Source organism: Streptomyces sp. SP18BB07, assembly GCF_036322545.1.
GTDB lineage: Bacteria > Actinomycetota > Actinomycetes > Streptomycetales > Streptomycetaceae > Streptomyces > Streptomyces deccanensis.
On the sequence record NZ_JAQYWT010000309.1, the window covers coordinates 20,357 to 34,444 of the forward strand.

A 14,088-nucleotide genomic window follows, 5' to 3' on the forward strand; every position below is an offset into this window, starting at 1 on the left:
GGGTGGAAGGCATCATGCGTGAGTGGACGCTGCCGGAGCCGATGCTGGCCACCCCCGTGCCTGGTCCTGCTCTGCAGCCGGGCTGGGCCGGCGAGCCCAAGTTAGGGCGGGGGTTGGCAGTTGTCCGTTTGTCCGCAGTACCGCGAGCTGGAGTGCAACGTCACCCCAGCGGTCTCGGGCCGCAGATCGACTCGCGGGGTCGTCGGTCAGTCGGGTGTCTCGCCCGAATCAGCGGGCTGGGAGTCGTTGGCCGGCGCGGACTGCTCGATGTCGTCGTTGGTCGCGGCCCAGCTGGCCAGCAGGTTCAGGGCGTCCTGCGAGGGTGAGTGGGGTTCAGCGGTGTAGGTGAGGAGGAACTGGCTGGGGCCGTCGGGGAGCGGGAAGGTTTCGAAGGGCAGGTCGAGGTCGCCGACAACCGGGTGGTGGAGGAGCTTCACGCCGGTGGTGTGCATCCGGACGTTGTGGGCCGCCCAGCGGCGACGGAATTCCTCACTGCGGGTGGACAGCTCCCCGATCAGGTCCGTCAGCCGCCGGTCGTAGAGGTCGCGGCCGGCCTCGGCGCGCAGCATGGCAACCGTGTCATTGGCGACTTCGTCCCAGTGGCGGAAGAACTCGGTCGCGTGCGGGCTGAGAAAGACGAACCGGGCGTTGTTCGGCGGCCGTACCGGGTCGGCGTAGACGGGGGAGAACAGGGCGCGCCCGAGGTGATTGGCGGCCAGGATGTCCCCGCGTCCGCTGAGGATGAACGCGGGTGTGCCGGCCATCGAGTCGAGGACGCGCTGCACCGCAGGCCGTACACGCAGCTGGGCCGGGCGGCGGCGTGGCGGGCGGGTCGTGCCGGCCCCGCGCAGGAGGTCGAGCAGGTGGATGCGTTCGGCCTCGTCGAGCTGCAGCGCTTGCGCGATGCCTTCGATGACGCTCTCGGAGACGCCGGTGGCGTTGCCGCGCTCCAACCGGGTGTAGTACTCGCTGGAGATGCCCGCGAGGAGGGCGACCTCCTCGCGGCGCAGCCCGGTGACCCGTCGGCGCTCTCCGCCGTACAGGGGCAGTCCGGCCTGCTCGGGGGTGACCCTGGCGCGCCGCGTACCGAGGAATTCCCGGATCTCCGCGCGGAAATCATCGCGGATGTCGCGGTTGGTGCCGTTTTGGTCGTTTCTGCCTGCCATGCGCTTCACTCTACGAGCGCGTCCGCCGGGTTGGGGGTCCCTGTCAGTGACCCCCTCATGAGGGACTCCCACCCCCGCGTGACAGCCGGTTCTGTTGGTGGTGCACAGCCTGCGGTGGTGTGAACCGTCCAGACAGACGGCGCTCGTGCCGCCGCTCCCATCCCTCTCTGCGGCGCTGTCGGCGCTGCAGGCATCACCCCCGCAGACAGCGGGTGCCGGATCTCGGCGCCTGAAAGGAAACCCCATGAGCAAGGTCATTCTCGTCACCGGTGCCGGACGCGGTCTGGGCACCGACATCGCCCGGGAGGCCCTCACCGCCGGCCACCAGGTCGTCGCCACCGGCCGCCGCCCCGACGAGGTCGAGAAGACCCTGGGCGGACCGCAGGACAATCTGCTGGTCACCAGGCTCGACGTCACCAGCCTGGACGACGCCGAGGCCGCCGCGCAGGCAGCCGTCGACCGCTTCGGCCGCATCGACGTCCTGATCAACAACGCCGGGAACCTCTTCACCGGCTACTTCGAGGAGATCACGCCCGCGCAGATGCGCCGGCAGTTCGAGACCAACCTCTTCGGCCCGATGAACGTCACCCGCGCCGTCCTTCCCCACATGCGAGCACAGCGCGCCGGCCACGTCATCACCATCACCTCGACCGCCGGGCTGGTCGGCATGGAGTTCACCTCCGCCTACGCCGCCTCCAAGTTCGCGGAAGAGGGCTGGATGGAGTCCCTGCGCTACGACGTCGAGCCGTACAACATCAACACCACGATCGTGGAGCCCGGCTACTTCCGCACCGAACTCCTCGTGGACGGCTCCACCAACTGGCCCGAGCTGTCCATCGACGACTACGCCCCGCGCACCGCCCCGCGGATCGAGGGCATGAAGAGCATGAACGGCCAGCAGCCCGGCGACCCGGCCAAGCTCGCCCGCGCCCTGCTGACCATCGTCTGCCAGGACAAGCCGCTGCTGCGATTCGTCGCCGGTGCGGACGCCATCGAGGCTGCCGAGGCCAAGGCGAAGGAGCTTCTTGCCCAGGCCGAGGCATCCCGCGAGCTGGGCGACAGCCTGGCCTACGACGACGCTCACGCCTGAGCACCACGCCCCGCACCCGGCCGGGACGGAGGACGGCTGCCGGGTGCCTTTTCGACAGCACGGAGAGAGCTAGCATGCCCCTCAAAGGCGAGTACGAGCCGAGCAAGGCGCAGTTTGTGCGTGACCAGGTTGAGCTGTACGAAAGCTCCGGAGGTACGCAGGGAACGACGCTGAGTGTCCTGGTCGCGCGTGAAGAAGACAAGAGGCTCCGAGACCTGCCCGTGGTCATCCTGACCACCCTGGGCGCGAAGAGCGGCAAGATCCGCAAGACGCCCGTCATGCGGGTGGAGCACAACGGCTCCTACGCCGTCATCGCCTCCATGGCGGGAGCCCCCACCCACCCGGTCTGGTACCACAACGCGGTGGCCGACCCCAGGGTCGAGCTTCAGGACGGCCCGGTGCGCCAGGACATGCTGGCACGCGAGGTGACCGGGGACGAGAAGGCCCTGTGGTGGGCCCGAGCCGTCGAGGCGTTCCCCGACTACGCCGAGTACCAGAAGAACACAGACCGTGAGATCCCGGTCCTCATTCTGGAGCCGGCGGCCCACGAGCACTGACCCGGCGCAGCCGATTCAACCTGCGGATCCCCCGCCGCCTGGTCCTGCCGACACCAGCGTCGGCCCCCACCTGACAGCGGCCGGTTCGCATCCCCCGTGATCGGCTGGGTGCGCGCCCGGCTTGCCTGGGTGAAGCACATCACGGACGACCGCGCCTGGATGTCCTCGGCAGCCTGACCTGCGACGACATCCACGTCTGAGCACCACGCCAGGCCGAGGCCGGCAGCCACCGGGTGCGCCTACAGCCCCGACTCGCGACCCGGCCGGCGGCGCCCGCGCCGACAGCGCGCGGTTACGCCCAGCACGGTCCGCCAACTGGTGGCGCACCCCCTACGCACGACCGCCGACCGGTCTGACGGCCGTCACGACAAGGAGTACCTGATGCAGCACGTATCACTGGGCGGGCTCGATGTCTCCCGCATCGGCCTGGGAGCCATGACCATGGCCGGCACCTACACCACGGGCGGGGGCCTCGATGACGCCGAGTCGATCCGCACCATCCACCGGGCCCTGGACCTCGGCGTCACCCACATCGACACCGCCGAGATCTACGGCCCCTTCCACAGCGAGGAACTCGTCGGCAAGGCCATCAAGGGCCACCGCGACGACGTCGTCATCGCAACGAAGTTCGGCCTCGTCTCGCACGCCGGCGACGGCCCCGGCGTCATCGACAGCAGCCCCGCCAACGTGAGGACCGCCGTCGAAGGCTCACTCCTGCGGCTCGGCACCGACCACATCGACCTCTATTACCAGCACCGCGTTGACCCGAAGACCCCCATCGAGGAGACCGTCGGCGCGCTGGCGGAGCTGGTCGCCGAGGGCAAGGTGCGCCACATCGGACTCTCCGAGGCCAGCCCCGCCACGATCCGCCGGGCACACGCCGTCCATCCGGTGGCCGCACTGCAGACCGAATACTCCCTGTGGACGCGTGACGTCGAGGCCGAAATCCTTCCGCTGCTGCGCGAGCTCGGCATCGGGTTCGTGCCCTACTCCCCGCTCGGACATGGCCTGCTGACCGGGCAGATCCGCACCGTCGACGACTTCGCCGACGACGACTGGCGCAAGACCAACCCGCGCTTCACCGGCGAGAACTTCCAGCGCAACCTGCGCATCGTCGACGAAGTACGGGCAATCGGCGCCGAGATCGGAGCCACCCCGGCACAGACCGCACTGGCCTGGCTGCTGACCCGAGGCGACGACATCGCCCCCATCCCCGGAACCCGGCGAGTCGCACGCGTCGAGGAGAACACCGCCGCCGACGCCATCGAACTCAGCGCCACTCAGCTCGACCGACTGAACAACCTCACACCGGCCGCGGGCGAACGCCACAACGAGGCGAACATGGCCACCATCGACCGGTGATCTGACTGACCCGCCACCCCCGATCAACCCGCATCCGTTCACATTTCACTGATCACTGAAAAGGTTCTTCATCATGTCCAAGGTTCTCCTTGTCGTCGGTCACCCCGATCTGTCCCAGTCGAAGGCCAACAAAGCGCTGGTGGACGCCGTCCGCGACCTGGCCCACGTCACCGTGCACGACCTCTACGCCACCTACCCCGACTTCCAGATCGACGCCGCAGCCGAGCAGGCACTGCTGGCCGACCACGATGTGATCGTCTTCCAGCACCCTGTGTTCTGGTACAACACCACCCCTCTTTTCAAACAGTGGCAGGACAAGGTCTTCACCCTCGGCTGGGCCTTCACCATGGACGGCTCCGCCTCGCAGCTGGCCGGCAAGAAGGCCGTCGTCGCCGTCACCGCCGGCGTCCCCGCCGACCACTACACCCCCGAAGGCTCGAACCAGGCCACCATCGAGACCCTCCTCAGCAACTGGCACGCCACCCTGCGGCTGTGCCAGTTCGACATCCAGCCGATGGTCAAGCTGTACGGCACCGCCTTCGGCCTCTCCGACCAGGACCTGAACACCGCCGCCAAGCAGTACAACGAACTGCTCGCCTCCTTCGCCGCCTGACCGCACTCTCACGACGAGAGCCGAGGCCGTGTCAGCTCCCGGCGAGTGAAGTGCACCCGCCACCCTGTGATCGACATGGCGCCGGACTCTACCCGCGGACAGTTCAACAGCGCATAACCGAAGTGGGACGGCTTTCGGGCTCTCGTCTCCGTCGACGCGGGCCAGGTGGTGCTGCGCTCCAGGCGCGGCACCGAAATGGGGCCGGCATTTCCGGAGGTCGTGGCCGGGGCCGTGAGCTGCCGGACGCGACCGCGCTGGACGGCGAGCTGGTCGTATGGGACGCCGCGGGCCGCCTCGCGTTCGAGCGGTTGCAGAACCGGCTTGCCCGGCGTGGTGCCCGGGCGGCCCGGGCGGCGGAGGAGTGGCTGGCCCACTTCGTCGCGTTCGATCTGCTGCGGCTGTCCGGGACGGACACGACCTCCTGGCCGTACCGGCGGCGCAGGGCCGCGCTGGAGTCCGTGTTCGCCGCCCGCCAACTGTCGGCGCCGTGGGCGCTGTGCCCGTCGACCAGCGAGGCCGACGTCGTGCGCGAGTGGCTGACGTGGGCGTCGGTCGGGATGGAAGGGGTGGTCTTCAAGAGGCTGGACGACGCCTACAAGCCGTCGGTGAGGGGCTGGCAGAAATACAAGGTCCGCGAGACGAGCGAGGCGATCGTCGGCGCGATCACCGGCTCTCCGGCCGTTCCCCGCACCCTGCTGCTCGGCAGGTACGACACTCAAGGACGCCTTCAGTACGTCGGGCGCACCACCGCCCTCACCCGGGCGGCAGGCGCTGCGGTCGCCGGCCTGCTCGCTCGAGGACGGCGCGGGCATCCGTGGACGGGCTGGTCGTTCGCTGCCGGGTGGGGCAGCCAGGAGAAGCTGGTCGTCACGCTGGTGGAACCCGAGCTGGTGGTCGAAGTCGGCATCGACGTCGCCCGCGACGCCTCCGGCCGCAGGCGACACCCCGCACGCTGGCACCGTGCCCGCCCCGCCCTCTCCCCCGCCGACGTCCCCCGCCTGCCATCACCGCCGCACTGACGGCAGCACGGCGCGGCGGCCCCGCCGACGCGCAACACCGGTGAGCGCGCCCGATCCCCGGCAGCGTCCGCGCCGCCCATCCCGCCCGTCCCTTCCTCCTTCACTCCAACCAAGGGACATGGGCAGAGCAGCCGCAACGGGGATGTCAGCGGGCCGACCACGGCAAAACCGAGTGATGACCTGCGCGGACACGGGGACGGTCCTGCGGGCCGCGCAACACCTAGCGCAACCCATGGCGCAACATCCAGCGCAACAGATAGGCGCAACCCCTGTCGCAACCTCGCGCTGCTGGTCGACCGGGGCGACAGGTCACGCGGCTCGGACAGCTCCGTGGGCGCGGGCGAGGTGGCGCAGCTTGGAGCGTGCCGTCGGCACCGAGGGGACGGTCTCCCAGTAGGGGTGCCACCACAACCGTACGGACAGGAGCAGCAGGCGGCGGCGCAGGGCGGTGGTGTCGCGGGGGCGGGGTGCGGCGAGCGCTTGGTAGGTGGCGTTCCAGGCGGCTTGCGTCTGCACCAGGTCGTCGGGGAAGTCGGTCACGTCCATACCGGCATTAGATCGCTTGTTCGAATTGCGTGTCACGTCGGACACGCCACTCGGGCCGTGGTCGGGGATCGCACCCGGCGTGGTCGGCCTCATGGGGTGGATTCGAGGGATCGTTGCAACACGCGGTGAGTTGATCAAGCTGCGAGCAGTGTAAGCAGCGGCTCGGCTGTGAGTTCCCAGCCGAGCGCTGTTGCACAGTCGGCGGGGTGGTGTTGCCCTCTGGTGGCGGCCGACTGAGCACGCACCAGAAGTCACCACCTGGCCGCGCTGCTCACTCCTGTGTGGCCGGGCCAGAATGAACCTCATGAACGATGGATCGGGCTGGCCCGTGGACAAACTGACCGCGCTCCGTCTCGGCAGGAGGCTGGTTGCGGAAGTCCCAGCATCGAGGCCAGGCCGCCAGGCATTTGTGGACGTCCGCCCCAAGAAGAGCGATCCCGATGCCCAAGCGCAGGGCGAGGGATGGGTTCGCAGCGACGCTGAACGCAGCTTCCACCTTGAGCACTGGGAGTACGACCGCGAACGCATCGACGGCTTCGACTACGACATCGGAGCAGCCCTCATCGGATCCTCTGAGGCCACGGACGAGTCCGAGCTGATCACTGTGCTCAACGCATGGGGCGTCCGGCCTGGCCTCTTCGTCTACCCCTGGGAGAGTGAGGACCCCAGGTAGTTCGACGGAGAAGCCGTCAACTCTTGCAGACGATCAGCCGGCGTTGCCCAGCCGAGCGTTTTGCGTGGACGGCTGTTCAGCGGTGCCCTTGGGAAAGTACTGCCGGAGCAAGCCGTTGGTGTTCTCATTCGAGCCGCGCTGCCACGGGCTGCCGGGGTTGCAGAAGTAGACCGGGACGTTGGTGGCGATGCTGAAGCCGTGGTGAGCGGCCATCTCAGTGACCCGGTCCCAGGTCAGTGACCGTTTCAGGTGGGGTGGTAGGGCGTTGACGGTGGTGATGAGAGCGTCGCGCACGGCTGCTGAGTTGTAGCCGTCAACCAGGACGGTGCCGTTGCGGCGGACTTCGCGGCTGACCGTCTATGGGCTTCGGCCCAGCTCGGCAGCGATCGCCCGGATGGAGGCCTTCTCCCGCAGCCGGTCGGCTATATGGAAGCGGTCTACTTCGCGCAGATAGCGCGAGGGTTCAGTCGATTCAGCGACGGGTGCCCCGTTGACCGGTGGTGCTGCCTTGAACCGACCCGAGGCACCTCGTCCGTTGCGCCATCGCTCGCCGGTGCGGGTGCTGATGCCGACGGCCCTGGCAGCCTCGGCAAAGCTCATTCCTTGATCCACAAGCAGGAAGTATGTCTCCCGTTCTTGGACCAACGGCTTGTTGCCCTGGGGCTTCCGGCTCCCACGAACCTCGATGTCCATTGCCACCTCTGAGCTGAGGTGTTGCGACGATCACTAGAACCCAGATGGTCGGGGCGACCACGCTGGGCTCAGCGGCGGCGGCCCTCAGCCCAGTTCCGAAGCGGTCCTTCGGGGACCAGGTCGTCTCCGCGGGCCACGGTCTGGAGCGGCTGGGCGCACATGGTCGCTTCGGCGGCGAGGCCGGCTGGACTGCCCAGCACGGGGAAGGCGACGCGGATGCGGGCGGCAGTGTCCGGCTGGAGCAGCGAGTAGGCGTAGAGAGTGGCGGCGTCGAACCCCTCGGGCGCGCGCCCCCCAGCCAGTCGAGAATCCTCAGCGGCGCGGTGACGTTCGCCCAGTGCAGGTCGGAGTGGGCGGCCCAGCGGGTCACGGCCGGGGCCGGGATGCCCACGAACTCGGGGATTGCCCGGTCCATGTACTGCTCCCGTACGGCGACGCGGTCGGTGTCGACGGCCGACAGCGTCCCGGCGAGGTCGGCCCACCAGGAGTCCGGCAGCTGGAGGTCGTGTTCGCCACTTGGCCCCGGTTGATCTGTCGGAACCCGCCCCGGTGCGTTGCTCTCAGTGGCGCCGGGCCTGAGCCGGACGGTGGGAGCGGGACGGGCGTGTGGCCGGTCAGGGGAGGGTGATGTTGGGGCACTGGGCGGCGAGGTGGGTCAGGGTCTGCTTCTCTGTGGTGTCGACGGTCAGTCCGTAGCGGGCTTTCACGCTCACCCACTCGGTGATGTACGGGCAGCGGGCCGGTTCGTAGGGCGGCAGCCATTGCGCGACGTCCTTGTCGGACTTCTGCCGGTTGGAGCTTGCGGTGACGGCGACGAGGTGGTGTGGGACGCTGAGGTCGTTTGCGTATTCCACGCGCCTGGAGCGTTCCCACTGCCAGGCCCCGGAGTCCCAGGACTCTGCGAGCGGGACCAGGTGGTCGATGTCGATCCCGCGGGTGGGGTACTGGTCGTCGTAGTACGAGTACCAGCGGCCCCCTTCGAGGGTGCACCGGCCGGTCTGGGCCGGCACCTCGATGGCCTCCCCCAGGAGCACCTCCTGCCGAGTGTTGCAGCCGTCGCGGTCGGCGTCGATCCAGTCGCCGAACTCCCTGAGGCGGTTGTAACCCTCGCGCCGCTCAGCCGCGACGGGAAGCGCGTCCACCGCGTCCCACAGCAACACGGGTGCCGCCAGGGCCCGCTGTGGGGTGTTGCCGCCCGTGGCCTGAGCCGGGACCGCTGACGCGCGCCAGGGCGGCTGCCACCGCGAGCGCCGTGGTGATCCTTCCGCGCACCGTCTTCACCATCGTCTTGGCCTCCCGTTCCCGCATGAACACGCTGTTGACCCACGTGGATAGCGTGCGTGCTGGGACAGGCCGCACAGCGGCTGGGCAGGCGGTTCCCCCGAATGCAGCAAGGGTTGATCGTTTCGCCTGCCACGCGAAGATGACGCGCCCTCATCAGGACCGGGTTGGAGTAGCCGGCTGCCGGCCTGACTACAGGACCTGGGTCCGGGGGTGTGCGGGGCGGGTGCGAGGCGCGCGGAGGCCGCTCGCGCGGGTCAAGGGGCTTGTGTGGCTGCCGGCTACACGCAAGGGCCTCATATACGACGCAGGCGAGGCTGTACAGATCGTTCCGACCGTCTACAGAACTGCCGGAGATCTGCTCGGGGGACACGTAGTCCAGGGTGCCCACGAACCGTCCCACCGTGGTGTCGGAGGTCTCTTCCAGCGATGGTTTCGCCAGTCCGAAGTCCATGAGATACGCATAGAAGGGATCGTCGGCGACATCACTCCTGTCCAACAGGAGGTTGCCGGGCTTTACGTCCCCGCGTACAAGACCGTGCTCGTGTGCGGCGTCGAGCGCCGACGCCACCTGCGCGGCGATGCGCACCACACCCGTCACCGGCAGCGGACCATCCCGGTCCAGGAGAGCTCCCAGATCCGGCCCGGAAACGCAACGCATGGCGATGTACAGGACTCCGTCGGCCTCACCAGCTCCGAAGATCGGCACGATGTGCGGATGGTCGATTGAAGCGGCCATGCGCGACTCATGGATGAAACGCCGACGGAAAGTGTCGTTCGTGCGTCAATTCGGGGGCCAGTACTTTCAGGGCCGCGATACGGCCCAGCCGCAGGTCCTTCGCGCGGTAGACGACGCCTACTCCCCCACGGCCGATCTCACACTCCACCTGGTAGCCCGCGATCTGCGAACCGGGCTTAATGGGCTGATTTCAGGCCACCTGCTGAAACTAGCATCCGGACACCTCGAGCCGATGGATGGCACAGCGTCCGGCGTGGGCCGTCCACAACGGCCGCCAACTGACGTCGGTGCCCCGTAGAGCATCCGGTCTGTGCGTGGCCCGAGCCAGTGGTCAACTGACCGGATTCGAGTTCCGACGCGGCGCCTCTCACTCCCGGCACAGAGAACGAGGCGTCGCAGACGCCCGGGCGCGTCACGGGGCCGGGCACCGACCGGCCCCTCATCCTTTAGCTGGCATCACCGTCACGGCCCGTCGTAGACGACCTCTACTGGCATCAGCGCCCGGGTGCCCCGCGGCCCGGGTGGCGCAGGAGCTCCGGTCGGGCTACGGGTGAAGCGCAGCGCGACCGGAGCTCGGGTGGTGTGTCAGAGGCTGTCGGAGAGTTTGGTGAGGAAGTCGGCGTTGGCGCTGACGTCGTGGCCGAGGACGACCTGATGGTGCGGAAGCGTGGCGAGGTGGTCGGCGACGTCTGCGCGGGCTGGGTCGCTGCCGCCGCCGTCGATGCCGTGGGCGAGGCCGAAGTGGTCGGGGTAGCGGTCTTCGGTGGCGCCGCTCATGAAGTCGGCGTCGTGGAGGGTTCGTTCGCCGTCGATCAGGGCCGGGGTGGCGGTGGGGTCGATGCGGGGGAACAGCAGCGCGGCGGCGCGGCCACTGGTGGCCAGCTTCATGCCGAACCAGTCGGTGATTCCAGCAGTACCTCGACGCACGCGGCTTACCCCGGCCGCTGTGGTGGCGCCAAGGGAAGTGACGCCCGTCCTCAAGATTCCAGGCAGAGTCGCTCAGTGAACCCGGCGGCCTTCGCAGGCAGGGAGTCCAAGGCCCTGGGCGCCGGACCCGCCAGGTGCACCTCGGCCTTCGCGATGACCGGGCCATGGACCGTGGCCCCCTTGAAGTCGACGTGATCGCCCTCGTACTGACCCGCCGTCATCGCCCGTACCCCCGTACCGCAAGCTCGTGCCCTTACGGTACGGGACCACGCGATGTCAGGGCATGGAGACGGACGCGGCAGCCCCTGGCACCGCACCACCATCGCCCGCCGACCGGACCCACGCCCGCAGCGACAGCGAGAGCCACGCCACCGACGCGCCAGCGAGGACATGGACGAGGCTGGTGAACACCGAGTCCGGAAGGGGCCCGAGCAGCGCAAGCGCCGCGAGCATCACGGCGTACCCCCACGAGGGGACCTTCGGGAAGAGCCCCGTACGCACCATCGAGAGCCCGAACAGCAGCGTTCCGACGGCGAAGACGATCGCGCTCCCGAGCAGGGCCACACGCGTCGTCCCGGTCAGCACCTCCTCCAGGGTCGTGTCGTCGAGGCCGAACAGCGCCATGTTCAGGGTGAACGCCGCACCCCCGAACAGCCCCAGGCCGATGAGGTTGACGGCGTACGCGATCGTGCCGGCGCGCCCCGCGTGGGAGTGCTGGCGGAGGTGGAGGGCGACGAGCAGCGGTGTGGCGAAGGCCGGGGAGACGCCCAGGACAAAGCTGGTGGCGGTGGTCTCGCCGGTGAAAGCCTCGATGGCGCCGGGCAGTCCGATGAAGAGGCCGCACAGGAGTCCGCACACGGCGCCGAAGCGGAAGAACCAAGGAGAAGGAGCAAAAACAGGAGGCAGCATCAGAGCACACTCCAAAGACGACGGTCCTCGCAGTTCAGGAGGACACGGCGAATGTAGGAGCGGCCCGGCGCGCACCGTGAGTGCCGGGTGACCAGTCCTCGTGGCCAAAGGTCATATGACTTCTGGCAGGTCCGCGGCGGGGCAGCGGCCCGTAGCCTGAAAGGACGCGGCTCGGGGAGGGACGATGGCGACACTGGGGATGAGCGACCGCCGTACGAGTACCGCCACAGGCTCCGCGCCCTCCCGCCCCGTCCCCTGGGTGGCCCCCCTCCTCTACCTCGCCGTCCTCCTCGCGGGCCTGACCGCCGCCGCCCACAACGACGCCCTCTTCACCCCCCGCACCACCGGTTTCGTCGTCGGCCTGCTCCTGCTGCTGCTCCTGGAGCGCAAGCCCCTCTGGTCGTGGCCGCCCGTCGCCCTGCTCGCCGTCCGCCTCTGCCTGATCGTCGCCGTCGCCGCTCTCGACGAGTCGGGCCTGTCCCGGGCCCTGCTGGTGCTGGTCCCCTTCACCGCGTACTTCGCCTTCGGCCGCACTGTCGCCCTCGCCCTCGCCGCGTGCTGCGTGGCCGTGGTCCTCGGTCTGTATGCGCTGTCCGAGCCGACGTGGTACGTCGACCCCGAGTACGTCTCCGATCTGCTCATGCTGCTCATCGGCCTGGTCCTCGCCCTCTCCATGGCCGCGGTCGCGATCGGCGAGCAGCGCGGACGGGCCCGGCTGGAGGAGTACGCGGCACGGGTCGCCGAACTGTCGGCGACGAACGAGCGCAACCGGCTGGCCCGCGACATCCACGACAGTCTCGGGCACCATCTGACCGCGATAGCAGTCCAGTTGGAGAAGGCGGACGCCTTCCGCGACCACGATCCGGCCGCCGCCGACCAGGCCGTGGCGGACGCCCGGCGTTCGGCCGGGCTCGCGCTCGACGACGTACGGACGTCGGTACGGGCGCTGCGCGACGACCACCGTGGCGGCCCCCCGCTCCCGTCCGCGCTTGCCGAGCTCGTACGGCAGTTGGACGACAGCGAGGTGCGCGCATCCCTCTCCGTCCAGGGCGAGGCGTACGCCCGGCGGTACGGTCAGCCCTCGCTCACCGCCCTCTACCGCGCCGCGCAGGAAGCGCTCACGAACGTGCGGCGGCACGCGGGTGCCCGGCGGGTGACCGTGTCCCTGGCGCTGGGCGCGGACCGCGCGCGGCTCGTCGTCACGGACGACGGCCGCGGATTCGGGCCCGGCGTCGCCGACCAGGGGTTCGGTCTGACAGGCATCCAGGAGCGGGCACGGCTGCTCGGCGGCACGGTCGGTGTCGACAGCGCGCCGGGGGCGGGTACGCGTATCACGGTCGAGATCCCGAGCGACGTACCAGAGACGGGGGCGGGCACATGACCGGCGAGCCCGAGCCCCAGCCCGTGTCCCTACTGGTCGTCGACGACCAGCAGTTGGTCAGGGACGGCATCGCCTCGCTCCTCGGCATCCAGCCCGGCATCGTGGTGGCGGGCACGGCCGTCGACGGCAGGGACGCGGTCGAGAAGGCACTCGCGCTCGGCCCCGATGTGGTTCTCATGGACGTACGGATGCCGGGCATGGACGGAGTCGAGGCGCTGGCGATCCTGCGGCGGCGGGGCTGCCCGGCCAGGGTCGTCATGCTGACGACGTTCGACGACGAGGAGTACGTGGTGGAGGCGCTGCGGGCGGGCGCCGGCGGCTATTTGCTGAAGAACCTGCCGGCCGCGCAGCTCGCCCACGCGGTGCGGCTGGCGCACGCCGGTGTCACCCAGCTCGACTCATCGGTGACCGGCTACCTGACCCCGGCCGCCCCGCGCCCCCGGCCGCCCTCCGACACTGGACTGACCGCCCGCGAGATCGACGTACTGCGTCTCATCGCCGAAGGCTCCACAAACCGCGAGATCGCCGCCCGTCTCTTCCTCAGCGAGGGAACGGTCAAGAACCACATCTCCCGCGTCCTGTCCCGCCTCGGTCTCCGCGACCGTACCCAGGCCGCCCTCTACGCCCGCGACCACGGCCTACTCTGACCGCCCGCCGCCTCCCCCTACGAGCCCCGAGTGCAGCACGATCTGGACCGCGAGCCCCAGCGCCGCCAGCCCCTCCGCCACGGAGAGTACGAGCAGCAGCGCCCCACTATCCGCCCCGTCCACCCAATACACGACGAGCGCGGCCAGCGGCACGGCGCAGAACGCCCCCAGATCGACCGCGCACTGGATGAGCTTGTGCGAGCGGCGCCGAGCGTCACCCCGGTGGGCGGTCTCCCACCCGAAGACGGGCGCGTCCACCTTCCCGGTCGCCGCCGCGAGGCGCGGCCCCAGCTCCCGTACATAGGCCCCGATCGCCGAGATCTTCTCGTCGTTGACCAGGTACGTCTAGTGTCCTGCGCCGGAGATCCGTCGGCAGAGGCGGGCGAGGGAGTCGAGGATTTCTTCGGCGGTCTTGGTCCAGATGAACGGCTTGGGGTCTTCGTTCCAGTGCTTGACCCAGGTCCGGATGTCAGCTTCCAGAGCCT

Annotated in this window: 15 protein-coding genes and 3 pseudogenes; 9 read left to right on the forward strand and 9 right to left on the reverse strand. The window is 69.3% G+C overall.

The window, feature by feature from the left end:
* Nucleotides 1–206 precede the first annotated feature (206 nt).
* Nucleotides 207–1,166, reverse strand: a complete 960-nt coding sequence (locus PUR53_RS20835; protein WP_329896718.1) for a helix-turn-helix domain-containing protein — start codon at nt 1,164–1,166, stop codon at nt 207–209.
* A 244-nt stretch (nt 1,167–1,410) separates the two neighbouring features.
* Here PUR53_RS20835 and PUR53_RS20840 point away from each other — a divergent pair, with 244 nt between their 5' ends.
* The 5 genes from PUR53_RS20840 (at nt 1,411) to PUR53_RS20860 (ending at nt 5,807) form a co-directional block, all read left to right on the forward strand.
* Complete coding sequence (locus PUR53_RS20840; RefSeq protein WP_329909252.1) at nt 1,411–2,256, forward strand: SDR family oxidoreductase; 846 nt, start codon at nt 1,411–1,413, stop codon at nt 2,254–2,256.
* A 74-nt stretch (nt 2,257–2,330) separates the two neighbouring features.
* Nucleotides 2,331–2,813: a nitroreductase family deazaflavin-dependent oxidoreductase gene (locus tag PUR53_RS20845; RefSeq protein ID WP_329909253.1), complete on the forward strand. Its 483-nt coding sequence runs from the start codon at nt 2,331–2,333 to the stop codon at nt 2,811–2,813.
* 381 nt (nt 2,814–3,194) lie between these two features.
* Nucleotides 3,195–4,175: an aldo/keto reductase gene (locus PUR53_RS20850; protein ID WP_329896721.1), complete on the forward strand. Its 981-nt coding sequence runs from the start codon at nt 3,195–3,197 to the stop codon at nt 4,173–4,175.
* 73 nt (nt 4,176–4,248) lie between these two features.
* On the forward strand, nt 4,249–4,788 hold the full coding sequence (locus PUR53_RS20855; RefSeq protein ID WP_329896722.1) for an NAD(P)H-dependent oxidoreductase: 540 nt from the start codon (nt 4,249–4,251) through the stop codon (nt 4,786–4,788).
* A 308-nt stretch (nt 4,789–5,096) separates the two neighbouring features.
* The gene (locus PUR53_RS20860) at nt 5,097–5,807 is read left to right on the forward strand and encodes an ATP-dependent DNA ligase (RefSeq protein ID WP_329909255.1); all 711 of its coding nucleotides are present in this window, start codon (nt 5,097–5,099) and stop codon (nt 5,805–5,807) included.
* A gap of 309 nt (nt 5,808–6,116) precedes the next feature.
* On the opposite strand, the gene PUR53_RS20865 is transcribed toward PUR53_RS20860, so the two are convergent.
* Nucleotides 6,117–6,353: a hypothetical protein gene (locus PUR53_RS20865; RefSeq protein WP_329909257.1), complete on the reverse strand. Its 237-nt coding sequence runs from the start codon at nt 6,351–6,353 to the stop codon at nt 6,117–6,119.
* A gap of 304 nt (nt 6,354–6,657) precedes the next feature.
* Here PUR53_RS20865 and PUR53_RS20870 point away from each other — a divergent pair, with 304 nt between their 5' ends.
* Nucleotides 6,658–7,026: a hypothetical protein gene (locus PUR53_RS20870; protein WP_329896725.1), complete on the forward strand. Its 369-nt coding sequence runs from the start codon at nt 6,658–6,660 to the stop codon at nt 7,024–7,026.
* Here PUR53_RS20870 and PUR53_RS20875 read toward each other — a convergent pair.
* A pseudogene (locus PUR53_RS20875) lies at nt 6,996–7,347 on the reverse strand (IS30 family transposase); the annotation flags it as partial. The gene PUR53_RS20870 and the pseudogene PUR53_RS20875 sit on opposite strands and share 31 nt — an antisense overlap.
* Nucleotides 7,348–7,383: 36 nt before the next feature.
* Entirely contained in the window at nt 7,384–7,719 is a 336-nt protein-coding gene (locus PUR53_RS20880; protein ID WP_329896726.1) for a helix-turn-helix domain-containing protein, read from the reverse strand.
* A gap of 44 nt (nt 7,720–7,763) precedes the next feature.
* Between PUR53_RS20880 and PUR53_RS20885 the strand changes: the two genes are divergently transcribed.
* Nucleotides 7,764–8,249 (forward strand): hypothetical protein, encoded by a 486-nt coding sequence (locus PUR53_RS20885; protein ID WP_329909258.1) that lies wholly within the window; start codon nt 7,764–7,766, stop codon nt 8,247–8,249.
* 84 nt (nt 8,250–8,333) lie between these two features.
* Here PUR53_RS20885 and PUR53_RS20890 read toward each other — a convergent pair whose 3' ends face one another.
* From PUR53_RS20890 to PUR53_RS20905, 4 genes and pseudogenes are all read right to left on the reverse strand, one after another.
* Nucleotides 8,334–8,879, reverse strand: a complete 546-nt coding sequence (locus PUR53_RS20890) for an HNH endonuclease family protein (protein WP_329909259.1) — start codon at nt 8,877–8,879, stop codon at nt 8,334–8,336.
* Nucleotides 8,880–9,286: 407 nt separating this feature from the next.
* Nucleotides 9,287–9,920, reverse strand: a pseudogene (locus PUR53_RS20895) (serine/threonine-protein kinase); the annotation flags it as partial.
* Between the two features lie 404 nt (nt 9,921–10,324).
* Nucleotides 10,325–10,636: pseudogene (locus PUR53_RS20900) on the reverse strand (hypothetical protein); the annotation flags it as partial.
* A gap of 306 nt (nt 10,637–10,942) precedes the next feature.
* Nucleotides 10,943–11,575, reverse strand: a complete 633-nt coding sequence (locus PUR53_RS20905) for a hypothetical protein (protein ID WP_329896728.1) — start codon at nt 11,573–11,575, stop codon at nt 10,943–10,945.
* 184 nt (nt 11,576–11,759) lie between these two features.
* On the opposite strand from PUR53_RS20905, the gene PUR53_RS20910 reads away from it, so the two are divergent.
* Both PUR53_RS20910 and PUR53_RS20915 read left to right on the forward strand, forming a co-directional pair.
* Nucleotides 11,760–12,956 (forward strand): sensor histidine kinase, encoded by a 1,197-nt coding sequence (locus PUR53_RS20910; RefSeq protein ID WP_329909261.1) that lies wholly within the window; start codon nt 11,760–11,762, stop codon nt 12,954–12,956.
* A complete protein-coding gene (locus tag PUR53_RS20915; RefSeq protein ID WP_329896730.1) occupies nt 12,953–13,603 on the forward strand; it encodes a response regulator transcription factor in 651 nt (216 codons plus the stop codon). The genes PUR53_RS20910 and PUR53_RS20915 overlap by 4 nt, the downstream gene beginning before the upstream one ends.
* Here the strand turns inward: PUR53_RS20915 and PUR53_RS20920 are convergent.
* Nucleotides 13,595–13,861 carry a hypothetical protein gene (locus PUR53_RS20920; RefSeq protein ID WP_329909262.1) on the reverse strand — a complete coding sequence of 89 codons (267 nt, stop codon included), beginning with the start codon at nt 13,859–13,861 and terminating at the stop codon, nt 13,595–13,597. The two genes, PUR53_RS20915 and PUR53_RS20920, sit on opposite strands and share 9 nt — an antisense overlap.
* Nucleotides 13,862–14,088 lie beyond the last annotated feature (227 nt).

Bases quoted from the DNA above. Each gene is read 5' to 3' on its own strand.
- PUR53_RS20845 (WP_329909253.1), top strand. From the start codon at position 2,331: ATGCCCCTCAAAGGCGAGTACGAGCCGAGCAAGGCGCAGTTTGTGCGT.
- PUR53_RS20855 (WP_329896722.1), top strand. From the start codon at position 4,249: ATGTCCAAGGTTCTCCTTGTCGTCGGTCACCCCGATCTGTCCCAGTCG.
- PUR53_RS20910 (WP_329909261.1), top strand. From the start codon at position 11,760: ATGGCGACACTGGGGATGAGCGACCGCCGTACGAGTACCGCCACAGGC.
- PUR53_RS20840 (WP_329909252.1), top strand. From the start codon at position 1,411: ATGAGCAAGGTCATTCTCGTCACCGGTGCCGGACGCGGTCTGGGCACC.
- PUR53_RS20915 (WP_329896730.1), top strand. From the start codon at position 12,953: ATGACCGGCGAGCCCGAGCCCCAGCCCGTGTCCCTACTGGTCGTCGAC.
- PUR53_RS20885 (WP_329909258.1), top strand. From the start codon at position 7,764: ATGGTCGGGGCGACCACGCTGGGCTCAGCGGCGGCGGCCCTCAGCCCA.
- PUR53_RS20835 (WP_329896718.1), bottom strand. From the start codon at position 1,166: ATGGCAGGCAGAAACGACCAAAACGGCACCAACCGCGACATCCGCGAT.
- PUR53_RS20870 (WP_329896725.1), top strand. From the start codon at position 6,658: ATGAACGATGGATCGGGCTGGCCCGTGGACAAACTGACCGCGCTCCGT.
- PUR53_RS20865 (WP_329909257.1), bottom strand. From the start codon at position 6,353: ATGGACGTGACCGACTTCCCCGACGACCTGGTGCAGACGCAAGCCGCC.
- PUR53_RS20850 (WP_329896721.1), top strand. From the start codon at position 3,195: ATGCAGCACGTATCACTGGGCGGGCTCGATGTCTCCCGCATCGGCCTG.
- PUR53_RS20905 (WP_329896728.1), bottom strand. From the start codon at position 11,575: ATGCTGCCTCCTGTTTTTGCTCCTTCTCCTTGGTTCTTCCGCTTCGGC.
- PUR53_RS20880 (WP_329896726.1), bottom strand. From the start codon at position 7,719: ATGGACATCGAGGTTCGTGGGAGCCGGAAGCCCCAGGGCAACAAGCCG.